The organism is Nonomuraea marmarensis, from assembly GCF_043197025.1.
Lineage (GTDB): Bacteria > Actinomycetota > Actinomycetes > Streptosporangiales > Streptosporangiaceae > Nonomuraea > Nonomuraea marmarensis.
Window position 1 is genome coordinate 57,913 of record NZ_JBICRM010000042.1, and the last position, 13,460, is coordinate 71,372.

Here is a 13,460-nt window from a genome sequence, read left to right on the forward strand (position 1 = left end):
ACTACGCGCTCCACGTGGTTCGGATATCGCCCGACTCAACGGACGATCGGCAGGTATCCACCCAGATAGGAGCGTTGAATGGGTTTCGTCACCGTCTCCGACGGAGCACAGATCTACTTCAAGGACTGGGGTGAGGGCAGGCCCGTCGTCCTGAGCCACGGCTGGCCGCTGAACGCCGACAGCTGGGAGGCGCAGATGCTCTTCCTGGCCGCCAACGGCTACCGCGTCATCGCCCACGACCGGCGTGGCCACGGCCGTTCGACGCAGACGTGGCACGGCAACGAGATGAACACCTACGCCGACGACCTCGCCGCCCTCATCGAGGAGCTCGACCTGCGCGAGGCGACGCTGGTCGGATTCTCCACCGGCGGCGGGGAGGTGGCTCGCTACGTCGGCCGGCACGGCACCGGACGGGTCGCCCAGATCGTGCTCGTCTCGGCCGTACCGCCGTTCATGCTCCAGACCGCCGACAACCCCGGCGGGCTGCCGATCGAGGTGTTCGACGCGATCCGCGCCGGATCCCTGGCCGACCGCTCCCAGCTCTACCGTGACCTCGCCGACGGGCCGTTCTTCGGCGGCAACCGTCCCGGCGCCGATCCCTCCCAGGGGCTTCGCGACGCGTTCTGGGCCCAGGGCCTGCAGGCCGGTCACCGCAACGCCTATGAGTGCATTGCCGCGTTCTCGGCCACCGACTTCCGGCGCGACCTCGACGCCTTCGACGTACCCACTCTGGTCATCCACGGCGACGACGACCAGGTCGTCCCGTTCGAGGTCGGCGGCGAGGCGTCGGCGGCCCGGATCAAGAACGCGACGCTCAAGGTCTATCCCGGCGCCCCGCACGGGATCACCGACACCCACAAGCAGCAGCTGAGCGCCGACCTGCTGGAATTCCTCAACTCGTGAAAGGGCTCTCCCCGATGCGCGTCAGACAGCTGCTGATCGTTGTGACACTCGCCCTCCTCATCGGCACCGGAGCCGTCTCCGCCCAGGCGGACACGCAGGCGCGGGGCGGCCCCAAGCCCACCGTCGTCCTGGTGCACGGCGCGTTCGCCGACGCCTCCGGCTGGAACGACACGATCGCGTTGTTACAGGCGGCGGGCTTCCCAGTGATCGCCCCGGCCAACCCGCTGCGCGACTCCGCCGGTGACGCCGCGTACGTCTCCAGCATCCTGGACACCATCCCCGGCCCGATCATCCTGGCCGCCCACTCCTACGGCGGCATCGTCATCACCAATGCCGCCCGCGGCCACGCCAACGTCAAGGCCCTGGTCTACCTGGGGGCGTTCGCGCCCGACGAGGGTGAGAGCGCCCTGCAGCTGGCCTCGCAGTTCCCCGGCAGCCTGCTGGGCGAGGCGCTGCTGCCCCGCCCCTGGTCCCTGCCCGACGGCAGCCAAGGGGTCGACGGCTACATCACCGCCGAACGTTTCCGTGAGGTGTTCGCCGCGGACCTGCCCGCCGCCAAGACCCGGCTCATGGCCGCCACCCAGCGGCCCGGCAGCGTCGGCGGACTCAGTGGCGGCAGCGGCGTACCGGCCTGGAAGACCATCCCGTCCTGGTACCTGATCCCGACCGAAGACAAGGTCATCCCGCCGGCCGCGCAGCGCTTCATGGCCAAGCGCGCCGACAGCAAGGTCAAGGAGATCAAGTCCTCGCACGTCGTCATGATCTCCCACCCCGCCGCGGCCACCGCGGTCATCCTGTCGGCCTACGCGGCCACCCGCTGAAGGAGAACCCGATGAAACCCGACACGATCGTCCTCATCCACGGCTTCTGGGTCACACCGCGCAGCTGGGAGGGGTGGAAGGCGCACTACGAGGCCAAGGGGTTCAAGGTCCTGACCCCCGCCTACCCCGGCTTCGAGGTGGAGGTCGAGGCGCTCAACGCCGATCCTGCCCCGATCGAGCAGCTCACCGTGCCCGCGATCATCGAGTCGCTGGAGAAGCTCATCGGCGGCCTCGACAACCCGCCCATCATCATGGGGCACTCCGCGGGCGGTGTCTTCACCCAGATCCTGCTCGACCACGGCTACGGCACGGCCGGCGTGGCGATCAACTCCGCGCCCACCGAAGGGGTGGCGGTGATCCCGCTGTCGCAGCTGAAGGCCACGTTCCCGGTGCTCAAGAACCCCGCCAACCGGCACAAGGCCGTCGGGTTCACCTACGACCAGTGGCGCTACGCCTTCACCAACACCTTCCCCGAGGACCAGGCCCGCGCCACGTACGAGCGCTATCACGTCCCCGCCTCCGGGCACGTGTTCTGGGGCAGCGCGCTGGCCAACATCCACCCCGGACCGGACGACAACCACGTCGACTACCACAACGACAACCGGCCGCCCCTGCTGTTCGTCGCGGGCGAGAACGACCACCTGATGCCGCCCAAGATCCAGCACTCCAACGCCAAGCACTACAAGTCGAACACCATCACCGAAGTGATCGAGTTCCCCGGCCGGTCCCACCTCATGCCCGCCCAGCAGGGCTGGGAAGAGGTGGCCGACAAGGCCCTGGCCTGGGCCCTCGACCACAGCTGAGCCCTCTCAGAGGAGACCCTCCCATGTCGGAAGTCAGGTTCACCCACATCGGCGGCCCCACCGTCCTCATCGAGTTCGCCGGTTGGCGGCTGCTGACGGACCCGACTTTCGACGCCCCCGGCCGGAAGTACGCTTTCGGCTGGGGGACCTCCTCCCGCAAACTCACCGGCCCGGCCCTGTCCCCCGACGATCTGCCGCCCCTGGACGCCGTCCTGCTCAGCCACGACCACCACGGCGACAACCTCGACGACTCCGGCCGGGCCCTGCTCGCCACCGCGGGCACCGTCGTGACCACCGTCTCGGGAGCGCGCCGCATCGGCGACTCGGCCCGCGGTCTCGCAGCGGGACAGACCACCCGGCTGGAGGCCCCCGGCCGCCCGCCCATCGACATCGCGGCCACCCCCTGCCGCCACGGCCCGCCCCTGAGCCGCCCGATCGTCGGCGACGTCGTCGGCTTCGCCCTCACCTGGCCCGGCCAGGACCACGGCCCCCTGTGGATCACCGGCGACACCGTGCTCCACCGCGCCCTGCGCGAGACCGCCGCCGACCTGAACCCCGGCACGATCCTGCTGCACCTGGGCGGCGTCCGCTTCCCCCTCACCGGACCCGTCCGCTACACGATGACCGCGGCCGACGCCATCCGACTGTGTGAGGGACTCACCCCCACCACGGTGCTCCCCGTCCACTACGAGGGCTGGCAACACTTCCAGGAGGGCCGCGCAGGCATCCAGAACGCGCTGGCCTCCGCCCCCTCGTCTCTCCGGAAATCCCTCACCTGGCTGGACCCGGGCACCGGCCACGAGACGACCGTCTGACGCACCCGGCCTACCACGCCGCTCACGCCAGGAGTTCGCGGACGCGGGGGATGACCTTCGTGGCGTAGAGCTCGATGTTGGTCATGAGCTTTTCGTGGGAGAGGCCGCCCATGCCGTATTTCAGGTCGAAGCGGTTAGCGCCGAGCAGCTTGAGATTCGCCGCGATCTTCTGCGCGACGCTTTCTGGCGACCCGACGTAGAGCGCGCCGTGCGGTCCGACCTCGTAGCGGAAGGACTGCTTGGTCGGGATGGCGAAGCCGCGCGTCTTGCTGACGCCGGTGATCACATCCAGGTAGTGGGGCCAGAACTCCTCAAGGGCCTGCTCGTCGGTGGCGGCGACGTGCCCGGGCGAGTGCACGCCGACCGGCAGGGCGGGGCGGCCGAACTCTGCCAGGGCGCGGTGGAAGAGCTGGGCGAAAGGTGCGAAGCGCGCCGGGGACCCGCCGATGATCGCGAGCATGAGCGAGTATCCGTAGCGCGCTGCGCGGATGACCGACTGGGGGCTGCCGCCGACGCCGATCCACGCCGGGAACGCCCCGCCCTCGACATGCGGTACGACATCCTGCTCGACGAGCGGCGGGCGCCTCTTGCCCTGCCAGGTGACCGGGCAATGCGATTGACGTGTCAATTACTTGGCGACCAGGCGCCCACCGAGGTCGCGCGAAGTGCCCTAGAATCCGGCAGATGTTCGCGGCCCCCCACCGAGTGGCCTGGCTGGACGCCCTGCGGGGACCGGCCGCGCTGGCCGTCGCCATGCACCACGCCGGCTGGACCTTCATCCCGGGCGTCTGGGCGGAAGTGGACCGCCGGATCGATCTCGGCACGTGGGGTGTGTTCGTGTTCTTCTTGGTCAGCGGGTACATCATCCCCGCCTCCCTGGAACGGCGCGGCGACCTGCGCGCCTTCTGGACCGGCCGGGCCTTCCGCCTCCTGCCGCTGCTGCTCGCCGCCTGCTGCCTGGCACTCCTGCTCGCTCAGCTCGGCGTGTTCCCGCTCGAACCGCAGCTCGGCGAGCGCCCCCTGCCCGTGGTCGTGCTCGGCAACCTGACGATGCTCCAGGAACTGCTCAACCTGCCCCCGGTCATCGGCGTGACGTGGACGCTCTCGTACGAGATGGCGTTCTACCTGATCAGCGTCGCGCTGTTCACGATGCGGCAGGCACACAGGTCGGCGGGGATCGCCGTCGTCCTGGCATTGGCGGGCGTGCCCCTGGGCCTGCTGCTACCACGGGCGACGATCAGCGGCCGGGCCGACCTGCCCGCCGCGTTGCTCGGCCTCGCGGTCGTCGCGGCCATCGCGGTGACGGTGCTGGGCCACGGCAGGACGCGTACGGCGGCCGCAGTCGCGGGCGGTCTGCTCGGGCTCGCACTGGTGATCCTGGGCAGCCGGGGCGGCACCTGGCAGGGTTTGATCATTCTGGCGGCGATGTTCGCGGGAACGGCGGTGTACCGCGCCGAACAGGGAACGATCTCCTGGCGCACGGCCGCGGTCGCGGTGGCGGCGGTGCTGGGATGCGGCATCCCCGCCAAGGACGATCCCGGCTGGGCACCGGCGATCGTGCTGGCGTTCGGCGTCTTCGCGCTGGCGTTCGCGCTGCGCCGGCGGGCGTTCTCGCGCTGGCTGTCGCAGCTCGGCGTGATCAGCTTCTCCCTCTACCTGCTGCACCCGATCCTGCTGTACGTCATCCCGAGCCTGCCGCTGTACTTCCTCACCCTGATCCCGCTCAGCTTCCTGACCTACCACCTGATCGAGGCCCCGGCCCAGCGCCTCGGCAAACGCCTGATCCAGTTCAAGAAGTGAGGCGTTCAGGGAAGTTTCGAGGTGCCGGCCATGTTGCCCGCAGCATGGAGAATCGTTTCGCCGATGACGACGTCATCAAGCGCTTGCTGCACCAGGCACAGACCTGGGCGTTCGTGGGCCTGAGCGACAACCCGGAGCGCACGGCCTACGACCAGGCACAACTGCTCCAGGCGAGAGGCAGGCGGGTCATCCCCGTTCATCCTGCCGCCGAGACCGTGCTGGGTGAGACCGGGTACTCGTCGCTGGCCGAGGTGCCGGTCACGGTGGACGTCGTCGGCGTCTACCGGCGTTCCGAGCACGCGGGACAGGTCATCGACGAGGCGATCGCGGTGGGCGCCGGGGCGGTCTGGCTCCCGCTCGACGTGATCGACGAGGCCGCCGCTCAACGGGCTCTCGACGCCGGTCTCCATGTGGTCATGGATCGGTGCCCGGGAGTCGAGTGGGCGTTGCGCGGGAGTGCTTAGGCAGCGTAACGCGCGTCGAGCGCCGCCGTAACACGGTATAAACAGCGTAATATCGTGACGAAACACGCGGCGGTCAGACTCTTGGCGATCTTCCTCTTCGTCTGGAGGCTGACTGACGTGAGATCGCCCGAGTTCCCCAGCCGACGTACGATCATGCGAGCCCTCGGCACCACGGGGGCCGGACTGACCCTCGGTACCGCCATGACATCCACCAGTGAGGCCACCACGTCGCGCCAGAGCTACCCCAAACCCGTCGTACTCAAGACCACCCAGGAGACCGCGATCTGGGGATATTTCCCCACTGATCGGGCGCCGGTGCTGACCGTGGACTCCGGCACGGTCGTCAGGATCGACGCCGTCAACCAGTCCGGCGTGTCCGCCGCCCAGGGGCCCGTCGCCTACTTCGAGGCCCTGGGCGTGCCCGCCGACCAGGTGCTGCCCGAGCTGGCGGAGGTCGCGAAGAACCCCCGCCCGGCCGGCTCCAGCGGCCACATCCTCACCGGCCCGGTCGAGGTGAGGGGCGCCGAACCGGGAGACGTACTGGAGATCCGTATCCTGGACGTCTCGCCGCGCGTCCCGTACGGCGTCAACAGCACCGGCCCCGGCCGGGGAGTCTGCGGCGACCTGCTGGACACGGCCTCGACCCGGCTGCTCCGGCTGGACCGCTCGGGCCGCCACTACTCGTTCGGGCACGGCATCAAGGTCCCGTTCAAGCCGTTCGCCGGGATCACCGGGGTCGCGCCGCCCACGTCGGCCGGCTTCGTCTCCGCCAACCCGCCGAACCGGTGGGGCGGCAACCTGGACTTCCGCGACCTCGTCGCCGGGACGACCCTGTACCTGCCGGTCTTCCAACCGGGCGCCATGTTCTACACCGGCGACACGCACGGCGCGCAGGGCCACGGTGAAGTCGACCAGACCGCCGTCGAGCACTCGATGGCGTTCACCGCGCAGTTCATCGTGCGCAAGGGCGCGAGCCTCGAGTGGCCGCGGGCGGAGAGCGACAAGTACTTCTGGTGCATGGGCATCGACGCCGACCTCGACGTCGCGCTGCAGATCGCCGTCAAGCAGGCGGTCGCCTATCTCGTCGAGGTCACCCAAGGTGCGCTGACGACCGCCGACGCGTACGCGTTGTGCAGCATCGCGGTCGACTTCATCGTCGCCGAGGCGGTCGACGGCAACAAGGTCATCGTCGCCTACATCGCCAAGTCCCTGTTGCCCGGACACTGACCAGCAGGTCATACGGCGCTCCAGCGCTGGGGCCGCTCCACGGTGGCGGCCCCAGCGCTCACGGTCGCATCGTCAGTGCCCGTCTGTACGGCCCGTCGCCGCCAGGCGCCGGCGTTCCTCGGCGAGCATGCGTTCGTGGGTCTTGGACAGCTCCGACACCAGACGGGTACGCGGCCCGGCCGGGGTGAAGTCGTACCGGTCGACGCCGAGCGCCCGGAGCACGGCCCGCTCCACCAGCGAATGCTCGCCGGGTTCTGGCCGGTCGAACCGCATCGGCTCGGCCAGGATCAGCGTCGAGTTGGTGATGAAGCGCGGCCTGCGCAGGACGTTCTGCGACTTGGCGTGCAGCACGAACGGATGCACCAGGTACACATCGCCGACCTGGCCGGTGGCCTCGACGAACTCGGTGCACTGCCGGGCCAGGTCGGCGTACGGGATGACCGGGGTGTCGTCGTCGGGGTCGGGCGACGGCAGGAGCCCGCCCGGGTGCTCGGCCAGGAACCGCGTGACCGGGCCGACCGAGTCGGTGGCGATGAAAGTCGCGCCGCCCTGGTGCTCGACGTCGGACCACAACACCAGGGTGAGCAGGCCCTGCTCGGGCGAGTCGAGATAGTGCCGGAAGAAGTTGCCGTCGACGTGCCAGCCGGGCGACTCGTTGGAGGCCGGCTGCCACGGCCGGTCGGCGTCCTGCCGCAGGTTGACGATGAAGCCGTCCGACCAGGTGTACGGCTGCTCGGTGGAGATGCGCTCCGCACCGCCGACCAGCTCGCAGGCCGCCCGCCACGCCTTGGGCGCGAACGTGCGGATGTCGATGCGCTGGTGCGCCGGCATGTGCACCGACGGCAGCGCCCACGTCGAGGGGTCGTCCGCTTCGTAGCCGAGCCGGTCCCAGATGGATCCGGTGTACTGCTCGGCCGCCTCCCGGGTGAAGCACTCGCGCAGCAGGACGTAGCCCTTGTCCAGGAACTGCTCCACCTGGTCCGCGGTGAGCACCTCGTCATTCGTCGTCATCGCCGCCTCCTCGGCATCTCGTCTCTGGGGATGTTGCCACGCGGGACCACTGCCGGTGAACCCCCGCGGCGGTCGATCGGCCAGTACCAGGCCGACTTCGGCACCGTGTTCGCGCTGATGTTCCTGGCCACGCTGCCGGTGCTGATCTGCTACCTCTTCCCGCAGAAGCAGTTCGTCAAGGGCCTCACGGGAGGGGCGACCAAGGGCTGACGGTGGGCGGTCTGGTGGGGATCGCACCTTGACATGGTGCCTAATTCACAGATATTCGTTAATTTAGTAACATGTTGGTGCGGACCGCCACAGTGTCGACCGGGGCGGCGCATCCACGGCGAAAGGTTGACTGTGCCCCTCCCATCCCTCTCCCTCCAGCTCTACAGCGTCCGCAATGCCATCGAGGAGGACCTGCCCGGCACGCTCGTCAAGGTCGCGGACATCGGTTACCGGCAGATCGAGTCCTCCTACAAGCTGTACTCGCGCGGTCCCGAGTTCCTGGCCGCGGTCCGGGACACCGGCCTGGCCTCGCCGACGATGACCTCCTCGCTGGTAGACGTCGACCTCGACGCGGTCTTCACGGCCGCGAAGGAGCTCGGCGCCGGCACGGTGATCGACACGTTCATTCCCGAACAGTTCTGGACGTCCGAGGCTGATGTGGACCGGATCGCCGGATATCTCGACAGGGCCGCTGAAAAGGCCGAGGAGTACGGTCTGCGGGTCGGCTATCACAACCACTGGTGGGAGCTGGAGCGCCGGTTCGGTGGCCGCACCGCGCTCGAGTGCCTGGTCGACCGGGTACGGCCGGACGTGCTGCTCGAGGTGGACGCCTACTGGGTGGCGGTCGGTGGCGAGGACGTGCTCGAACTGCTCGGCAGGCAGCGCGACCGGGTGCACTTCCTGCACCTCAAGGACGGCCCGATCAACCGGGAGAACCTGCAGCAGCGTCCCGCCGGTCAGGGCAAGATGCTGTGGCCGGAGATCCTCGACGCCGCGCCGCGACTGGAGGCCGGGGTGGTCGAGTTCGACGAGTACGACGGCGACATCTTCGAGGCCATCGCGGCCAGCTTCGCGTACTTCAACGCGCGGGTAACCGCATGAGCGCGGTCGGTGTCGGCGTCATCGGCGCGGGCAAGATCAGCGAGCAGTACCTGACGAACCTCACCGCGTTCCCCGACCTGGACGTCAGAATCGTCGCCGATCTGCTGCCCGAGCGGGCCGCCGAGCAGGCCGAGGCGTACGGCGTGGCCGAGTCGGGCACGCCCGAGCAGGCTCTCCAGCACCCCGACGTGGAGATCATCGTCAACCTGACCATCCCGGCGGCGCATGCCGAGGTGTCGACGGCGGCACTCGACGCCGGCAAGCACGTGTGGACGGAGAAGCCGTTCGCACTCGACCGGGAGAGCGGGCGGCAACTGCTCGAGAAGGCCGACGCCGCGGGGCTGCGGGTCGGCGGTGCGCCGGACACCTTCCTCGGCGCGGGGCTCCAGACGGCCCGCCGGATGATCGACCGGGGCGACATCGGGGTGCCGCTGACCGGGCTGACGTTGTTCGAGACGCCGGGGCCGGTGGCCGACCACCGCAACCTGGAGGTGTTGTTGTCGCGCGGCGCCGGGCCGCTGTGGGACATGGGACCGTACTATCTGACGGCGCTCACCCAGTCGCTCGGGTCGTTCGCCGCGGTGACGGCGGTGGGGCGGATCGCCCGGCCGGTCAGGCGGCTGCTGGTCGGTCCCAAGGCTGGTCAGGATATTTCGGCACAAGTCCCGACTTATGTGAGCATCATCGCCGAGTTCGAGTCGGGGCAGACCTCGACCAGCGTGCTGAGCTGGGACTCGCCGCACCGCCGGGTGGGGCACGTGGAAATCGTCGGCTCGGAGGCCACGCTGTCCATCCCGGATCCCAACCACTTCGACGGCGACCTGTACCTGCGGCGCGGCGACGACCAGGAGTGGACGACCGTGCCCTGCTCCGGCCCGGTCGGCGGCCGCGGTCTCGGCACGCTGGACATCGCCCGCTCGGCCCGCGCCGACGTCCCGCACCGCGCGTCGGGCCGGCTCGCCTACCACGTCCTCGACACGATGGCCGCCATCTCGGAGTCCCTCGAACGCCGCGAGACCGTCCAGGTGGAAAGCAGCGCACCGCTCACCGCCCCCATCCCGGAGACCTGGGACCCGTACGCCAAGACCCTCTGAGCGAAGAAGGAGCGCCCGCCGTCATCGGCGGGCGCTCCTTTCCTGGGTACGGCTAGCCGTGGCGTTCGTGCAGGTCCTCGATGATGCGGAGGGCGGCGAGCGCGTCCCGCGGATCGACCGGCACCGGACCTCCGCCCGCCAGGGCTTCGGCCAACTGGGCGTAGAAGGCGCGATAGGCGCCGCGCTCGGTGGGCAGCGGCGAGCCCTCGCCGTCCCGCCCGAGGATTCCGTAGGCCTGTGCGGGCTCCAGCCCGAAGGCGTCGTCCAGCGGCGACATCCCCGAGGCGAGCTGCGACTCCTGCGGATCCAGCCCCCACTTGCCGTACGCCGACGCCGACCCCAGCACCCGGAACCGGAACCCGCGCTGCGCCACCAGGCTGCTCATCCCCAGATGCGACCGGACCCCGGACTCGTGGGTCAGCGCGATGAAGCTGTCGTCGTCGTTCACCGCGTTCTCCCGGTGCCGGTCCAGCTCGCCGTACACCTCTTTGACCGGGCCGAAGAGTTGGATGGCCTGGTCGACGAGGTGCGCGCCCAGGTCGTAGGCGACGCCGCCGCCGTCCTGCCCGGCGGTGCCGACCTTCCAGGCGGGCCGGGGCCGGGCGCTCAGCCACTCGAAGCGGGACTCGAATCGCCACACGTCGCCTAGCAGCCCTTCGGTGACGAGTCGCCGTACCGTCCGGAAGTCGCCGTCCCACCTGCGGTTCTGGAAGACGGTCAGCGGCACCCCGCCGCGTTCGGCGAGCGTGATGAGCCGCTCGGCGTCGGCGGCGCGCACGGCCAGCGGCTTGTCCACGACCGTCGGCAGCCCGGCGCCCACGGTCATGGTGGCCAGCTCCACATGGCTGGGGGTGGGCGCGGCGACCACGACCAGGTCGAAGTCGCCGGACAACACCTGTTCCGGGCCGGACAGGATGCGGGCGTCCGGATGACGGGACGCGGCGGCCGCGGCCCGCTCCGGGTTCGCGGTGACGATGCCGCGCACGGCGTAGGACGGGTCGGCGCTGACCAGCGGTCCGTGGAAGACGCGTCCGGCCAGGCCGTATCCGATGATGGCGACGCGGATCACAGACGCTCCTTCACCAGGCGGCCGACCTCGCCGCCGACCTGCGCGCCGGTGCGAGCGGCGTAGGCGGCCACGATCTGCTGGCAGGTCAGGACGTCGGCGCGGCCCTCGGCCAGCCCGGACCTCGGCGGCGTGCCCTCGCGGACGTACGCGTGGAACGCTTCGAGCTGCGTCTCGAACGCCTCGGTGACGCTGCGGCGCACCACCCGGCGCTCGGCGTCGCCGTCCAGCGTGGTGACGACCAGTTCGGTGGGGGCGTGCAGCAGGTACGGCGAGGGGAAGGTCAGCTCGACGGTGCCGCGGCCGTGCACGACCCGGACCGTCTCCCGGTAGGCGGGGAAGTCGGGCAGGTAGTGCCAGGCCAGGGTGTACCGGCCGCCGGCGGCGAGGGTGCCGGTGGCCGAGATCGACGGCGGGTGCTCGCCGAACGACTTGCGGTCGCGGCCCACGTCGCGCCGGGTGTGCCGGGAGGTCTGCCGCCAGATGTCGGCGAACTCCACGGTGGCGGGCGGCGTACCGAAACTTCGCATGATGGACAGATCATGCGCGAGGCTGCTCACCAGGCAGCCGCGGTAGGCCCGCCACAGCGACTCCTCCGCGTCCCCCACGGCGTCCCGCCACAACTCGCGGTCGGTCGCGTCCTGGAGGTCCGGCGGGAGCGGTGCGGTCGGTCCGACCACCCGGGCCAGTGCGAGCTGGGAGGCCCCGGTCGGGTGCAGCACAGTCGCCTCGATGCTGCGGATGTCGTCCACCTCGGCCAGCGCCCGCTCCGCCGCGATGACCGCCGGGTCGTACTGCTTCATGTAGCCGACCAGGATGCGCCCGCCGAGGGCGGCCAGGTCGTCGACTTCGGCGAGGGTGTAGGCGAGCGGCTTCTCGCAGAAGACCGGCAGGCCGCGCTCGAACACCGCCCGGACCTCGGGCGCGTGCGAGCCGCGGGCCAGGATCATCACCGCGTCCAGGCCGCCCGCGTCGAGCAGGTCGCCGAGGTCGGTGAAGCGGCGGCGCGGGGGGATGCCGTACCGGTCGCCGATCACCTCGGTGACCTCGGCGGACAGGTCGGCGACGGCCGCGATGGTGTAGAGGTCGGGGCGCTTGGCGAGCAGCGGCAGGTGTACGGCCTGCGCCACCGCGCCCAGCCCGAGCACGCCGAGCCGCAGCGGGGAGGCCGTCACGTCGCCGTGTCCAGGCGCAGGGCGGACTTGACGTTGTCGCCGCGCTGCATGGCGGAGAACGCCTCCTGCCACTCCTCGATCGGGTAGACGCCGCCCAGCACCAGGTCAGGCCGGAGCTTGCCCAGGCCGAACAGGCGCAACACGCTCTCCCAGGTGCTCCAGGTGTGCGAGTAGCAGCCGTAGAGCGTCACGGCCTTCTTGACCAGCGGGTCCAGGGTGAAGCCCAGCGGTTGCAGCCCCCAGCCGACCTTGGCGATGGCTCCCGCCGGGCGTACCAGCTCCATGCTCTGCCGCAGTGCGGCGCTCACCCCGGTGGCGTCTACGACCAGGTCGGCGCCGAGCCCGTCGTGCAACCCGGCGACCACCTCGACGGGGTCCTGCCGGGTGATGTCGATGGTGTGGTCGGCGCCGAGTTGCTTGGCCTTCTCCAGCCGGTGCGCGTCGATGCCCGTGCCGAGCACGACCGTGGTGGCCGCGCCCTGCTGGATGGCGACCTCCAGGGCGAGCGTGCCGATCGCGCCCGCGCCCTGGACGACCACCAGGTCGCCGGGCCGCACTCCGGCGCGCTCGACGACGGCGTTGTACGCGACCGCGTACGGCTCGCACATGGCGGCCAGCTCGTACGCGATGCCGTCCGGGATGCGGTGCAGCACCCGGGGCTCGGCCACGAGGTATTCGGCCATGGCGCCGTCGCGCTTGAGCCCGTAGCCCTCGCGCCAGGGGCACAGGTTGTAGCGGCCCGCCCGGCACAGTGCACACACACCGCAGATCGACGCGGCGGTCTCGCACACCACCCGGTCGCCGATCGACCAGCCCGTGACGCCCTCGCCGACGGCTTCGATCACCCCGGCGGACTCGTGGCCCAGCGTCACCGGCAGCACGCCCTTGGAGCTCTTGCTCTGCGTGTCGTGCCACATGTGGATGTCCGAACCGCACACTCCGACGGTGTGCACGCGTACCAGGACGGTGCCGGGACCGGCCTGTGGCCGGGGCACGTCGCGGACCTCCAGCGCGCCGTCCGCGTTCGCGTACTTGACCAACGCCTTCATCAGTGATCTCCCAAGAATGCTCATTCCCGAGCAACAGTAGTTCAGATTTCTCCCAAAGTCTGTATGATTGCTCCCATATTTTGGGACCAGTACAGGGGATTTCGTGAGGATCGCAGCGTTCCCAAAGGGTGATCTGGATC

15 protein-coding genes are annotated in these 13,460 nt (G+C 70.1%); 10 read left to right on the forward strand and 5 right to left on the reverse strand.

Translation table 11 applies throughout. The features are described from left to right. Positions 1-78 precede the first annotated feature (78 nt). From ACFLIM_RS43280 to ACFLIM_RS43295, 4 genes are read left to right on the forward strand one after another with little or no spacing between them, the layout of a single operon-like run. Entirely contained in the window at positions 79-903 is an 825-nt protein-coding gene (locus tag ACFLIM_RS43280) for an alpha/beta fold hydrolase (protein WP_393175370.1), read from the forward strand. A gap of 14 nt (positions 904-917) precedes the next feature. Continuing rightward, positions 918-1,724 (forward strand): alpha/beta fold hydrolase, encoded by an 807-nt coding sequence (locus ACFLIM_RS43285; protein WP_393175372.1) that lies wholly within the window; start codon positions 918-920, stop codon positions 1,722-1,724. Between the two features lie 11 nt (positions 1,725-1,735). After that, on the forward strand, positions 1,736-2,527 hold the full coding sequence (locus ACFLIM_RS43290) for an alpha/beta hydrolase (protein ID WP_393175374.1): 792 nt from the start codon (positions 1,736-1,738) through the stop codon (positions 2,525-2,527). Positions 2,528-2,550: 23 nt separating this feature from the next. Next, on the forward strand, positions 2,551-3,342 hold the full coding sequence (locus ACFLIM_RS43295) for an MBL fold metallo-hydrolase (RefSeq protein ID WP_393175376.1): 792 nt from the start codon (positions 2,551-2,553) through the stop codon (positions 3,340-3,342). A gap of 22 nt (positions 3,343-3,364) precedes the next feature. Here the strand turns inward: ACFLIM_RS43295 and ACFLIM_RS43300 are convergent, their stop codons facing one another. Continuing rightward, positions 3,365-3,970, reverse strand: coding sequence for an LLM class flavin-dependent oxidoreductase (locus ACFLIM_RS43300; protein WP_393175378.1), 606 nt, complete (start codon positions 3,968-3,970; stop codon positions 3,365-3,367). Between the two features lie 56 nt (positions 3,971-4,026). Between ACFLIM_RS43300 and ACFLIM_RS43305 the strand changes: the two genes are divergently transcribed. From ACFLIM_RS43305 to ACFLIM_RS43315, 3 genes are all read left to right on the forward strand, one after another. Continuing rightward, entirely contained in the window at positions 4,027-5,142 is a 1,116-nt protein-coding gene (locus ACFLIM_RS43305; RefSeq protein WP_393175380.1) for an acyltransferase family protein, read from the forward strand. Between the two features lie 44 nt (positions 5,143-5,186). Then, positions 5,187-5,606 carry a CoA-binding protein gene (locus ACFLIM_RS43310; protein ID WP_393175382.1) on the forward strand — a complete coding sequence of 140 codons (420 nt, stop codon included), beginning with the start codon at positions 5,187-5,189 and terminating at the stop codon, positions 5,604-5,606. Positions 5,607-5,807: 201 nt separating this feature from the next. Next, on the forward strand, positions 5,808-6,833 hold the full coding sequence (locus ACFLIM_RS43315) for an acetamidase/formamidase family protein (RefSeq protein ID WP_393175384.1): 1,026 nt from the start codon (positions 5,808-5,810) through the stop codon (positions 6,831-6,833). A gap of 72 nt (positions 6,834-6,905) precedes the next feature. On the opposite strand, the gene ACFLIM_RS43320 is transcribed toward ACFLIM_RS43315, so the two are convergent. Further along, entirely contained in the window at positions 6,906-7,844 is a 939-nt protein-coding gene (locus ACFLIM_RS43320; RefSeq protein WP_393175386.1) for a hypothetical protein, read from the reverse strand. Between the two features lie 30 nt (positions 7,845-7,874). Here ACFLIM_RS43320 and ACFLIM_RS43325 point away from each other — a divergent pair, with 30 nt between their 5' ends. The 3 genes from ACFLIM_RS43325 to ACFLIM_RS43335 all read left to right on the forward strand — a co-directional run bounded on the left by ACFLIM_RS43325 (position 7,875) and on the right by ACFLIM_RS43335 (position 10,030). Next, a complete protein-coding gene (locus tag ACFLIM_RS43325; protein WP_393175388.1) occupies positions 7,875-8,054 on the forward strand; it encodes a hypothetical protein in 180 nt (59 codons plus the stop codon). Between the two features lie 132 nt (positions 8,055-8,186). Then, on the forward strand, positions 8,187-8,936 hold the full coding sequence (locus tag ACFLIM_RS43330) for a sugar phosphate isomerase/epimerase family protein (protein WP_393175390.1): 750 nt from the start codon (positions 8,187-8,189) through the stop codon (positions 8,934-8,936). After that, on the forward strand, positions 8,933-10,030 hold the full coding sequence (locus ACFLIM_RS43335; protein WP_393175392.1) for a Gfo/Idh/MocA family protein: 1,098 nt from the start codon (positions 8,933-8,935) through the stop codon (positions 10,028-10,030). Before ACFLIM_RS43330 ends, ACFLIM_RS43335 begins: the two co-directional genes overlap by 4 nt. A 52-nt stretch (positions 10,031-10,082) precedes the next feature. Here ACFLIM_RS43335 and ACFLIM_RS43340 read toward each other — a convergent pair whose 3' ends face one another. From ACFLIM_RS43340 to ACFLIM_RS43350, 3 genes are read right to left on the reverse strand one after another with little or no spacing between them, the layout of a single operon-like run. Beyond that, the gene (locus tag ACFLIM_RS43340) at positions 10,083-11,099 is read right to left on the reverse strand and encodes a Gfo/Idh/MocA family protein (protein ID WP_393175394.1); all 1,017 of its coding nucleotides are present in this window, start codon (positions 11,097-11,099) and stop codon (positions 10,083-10,085) included. Further along, positions 11,096-12,271, reverse strand: a complete 1,176-nt coding sequence (locus ACFLIM_RS43345; RefSeq protein ID WP_393175395.1) for a Gfo/Idh/MocA family protein — start codon at positions 12,269-12,271, stop codon at positions 11,096-11,098. The genes ACFLIM_RS43340 and ACFLIM_RS43345 overlap by 4 nt, the downstream gene beginning before the upstream one ends. Further along, entirely contained in the window at positions 12,268-13,320 is a 1,053-nt protein-coding gene (locus tag ACFLIM_RS43350; protein ID WP_393175397.1) for a zinc-binding dehydrogenase, read from the reverse strand. Before ACFLIM_RS43350 ends, ACFLIM_RS43345 begins: the two co-directional genes overlap by 4 nt. Between the last annotated feature and the right edge of the window lie 140 nt (positions 13,321-13,460).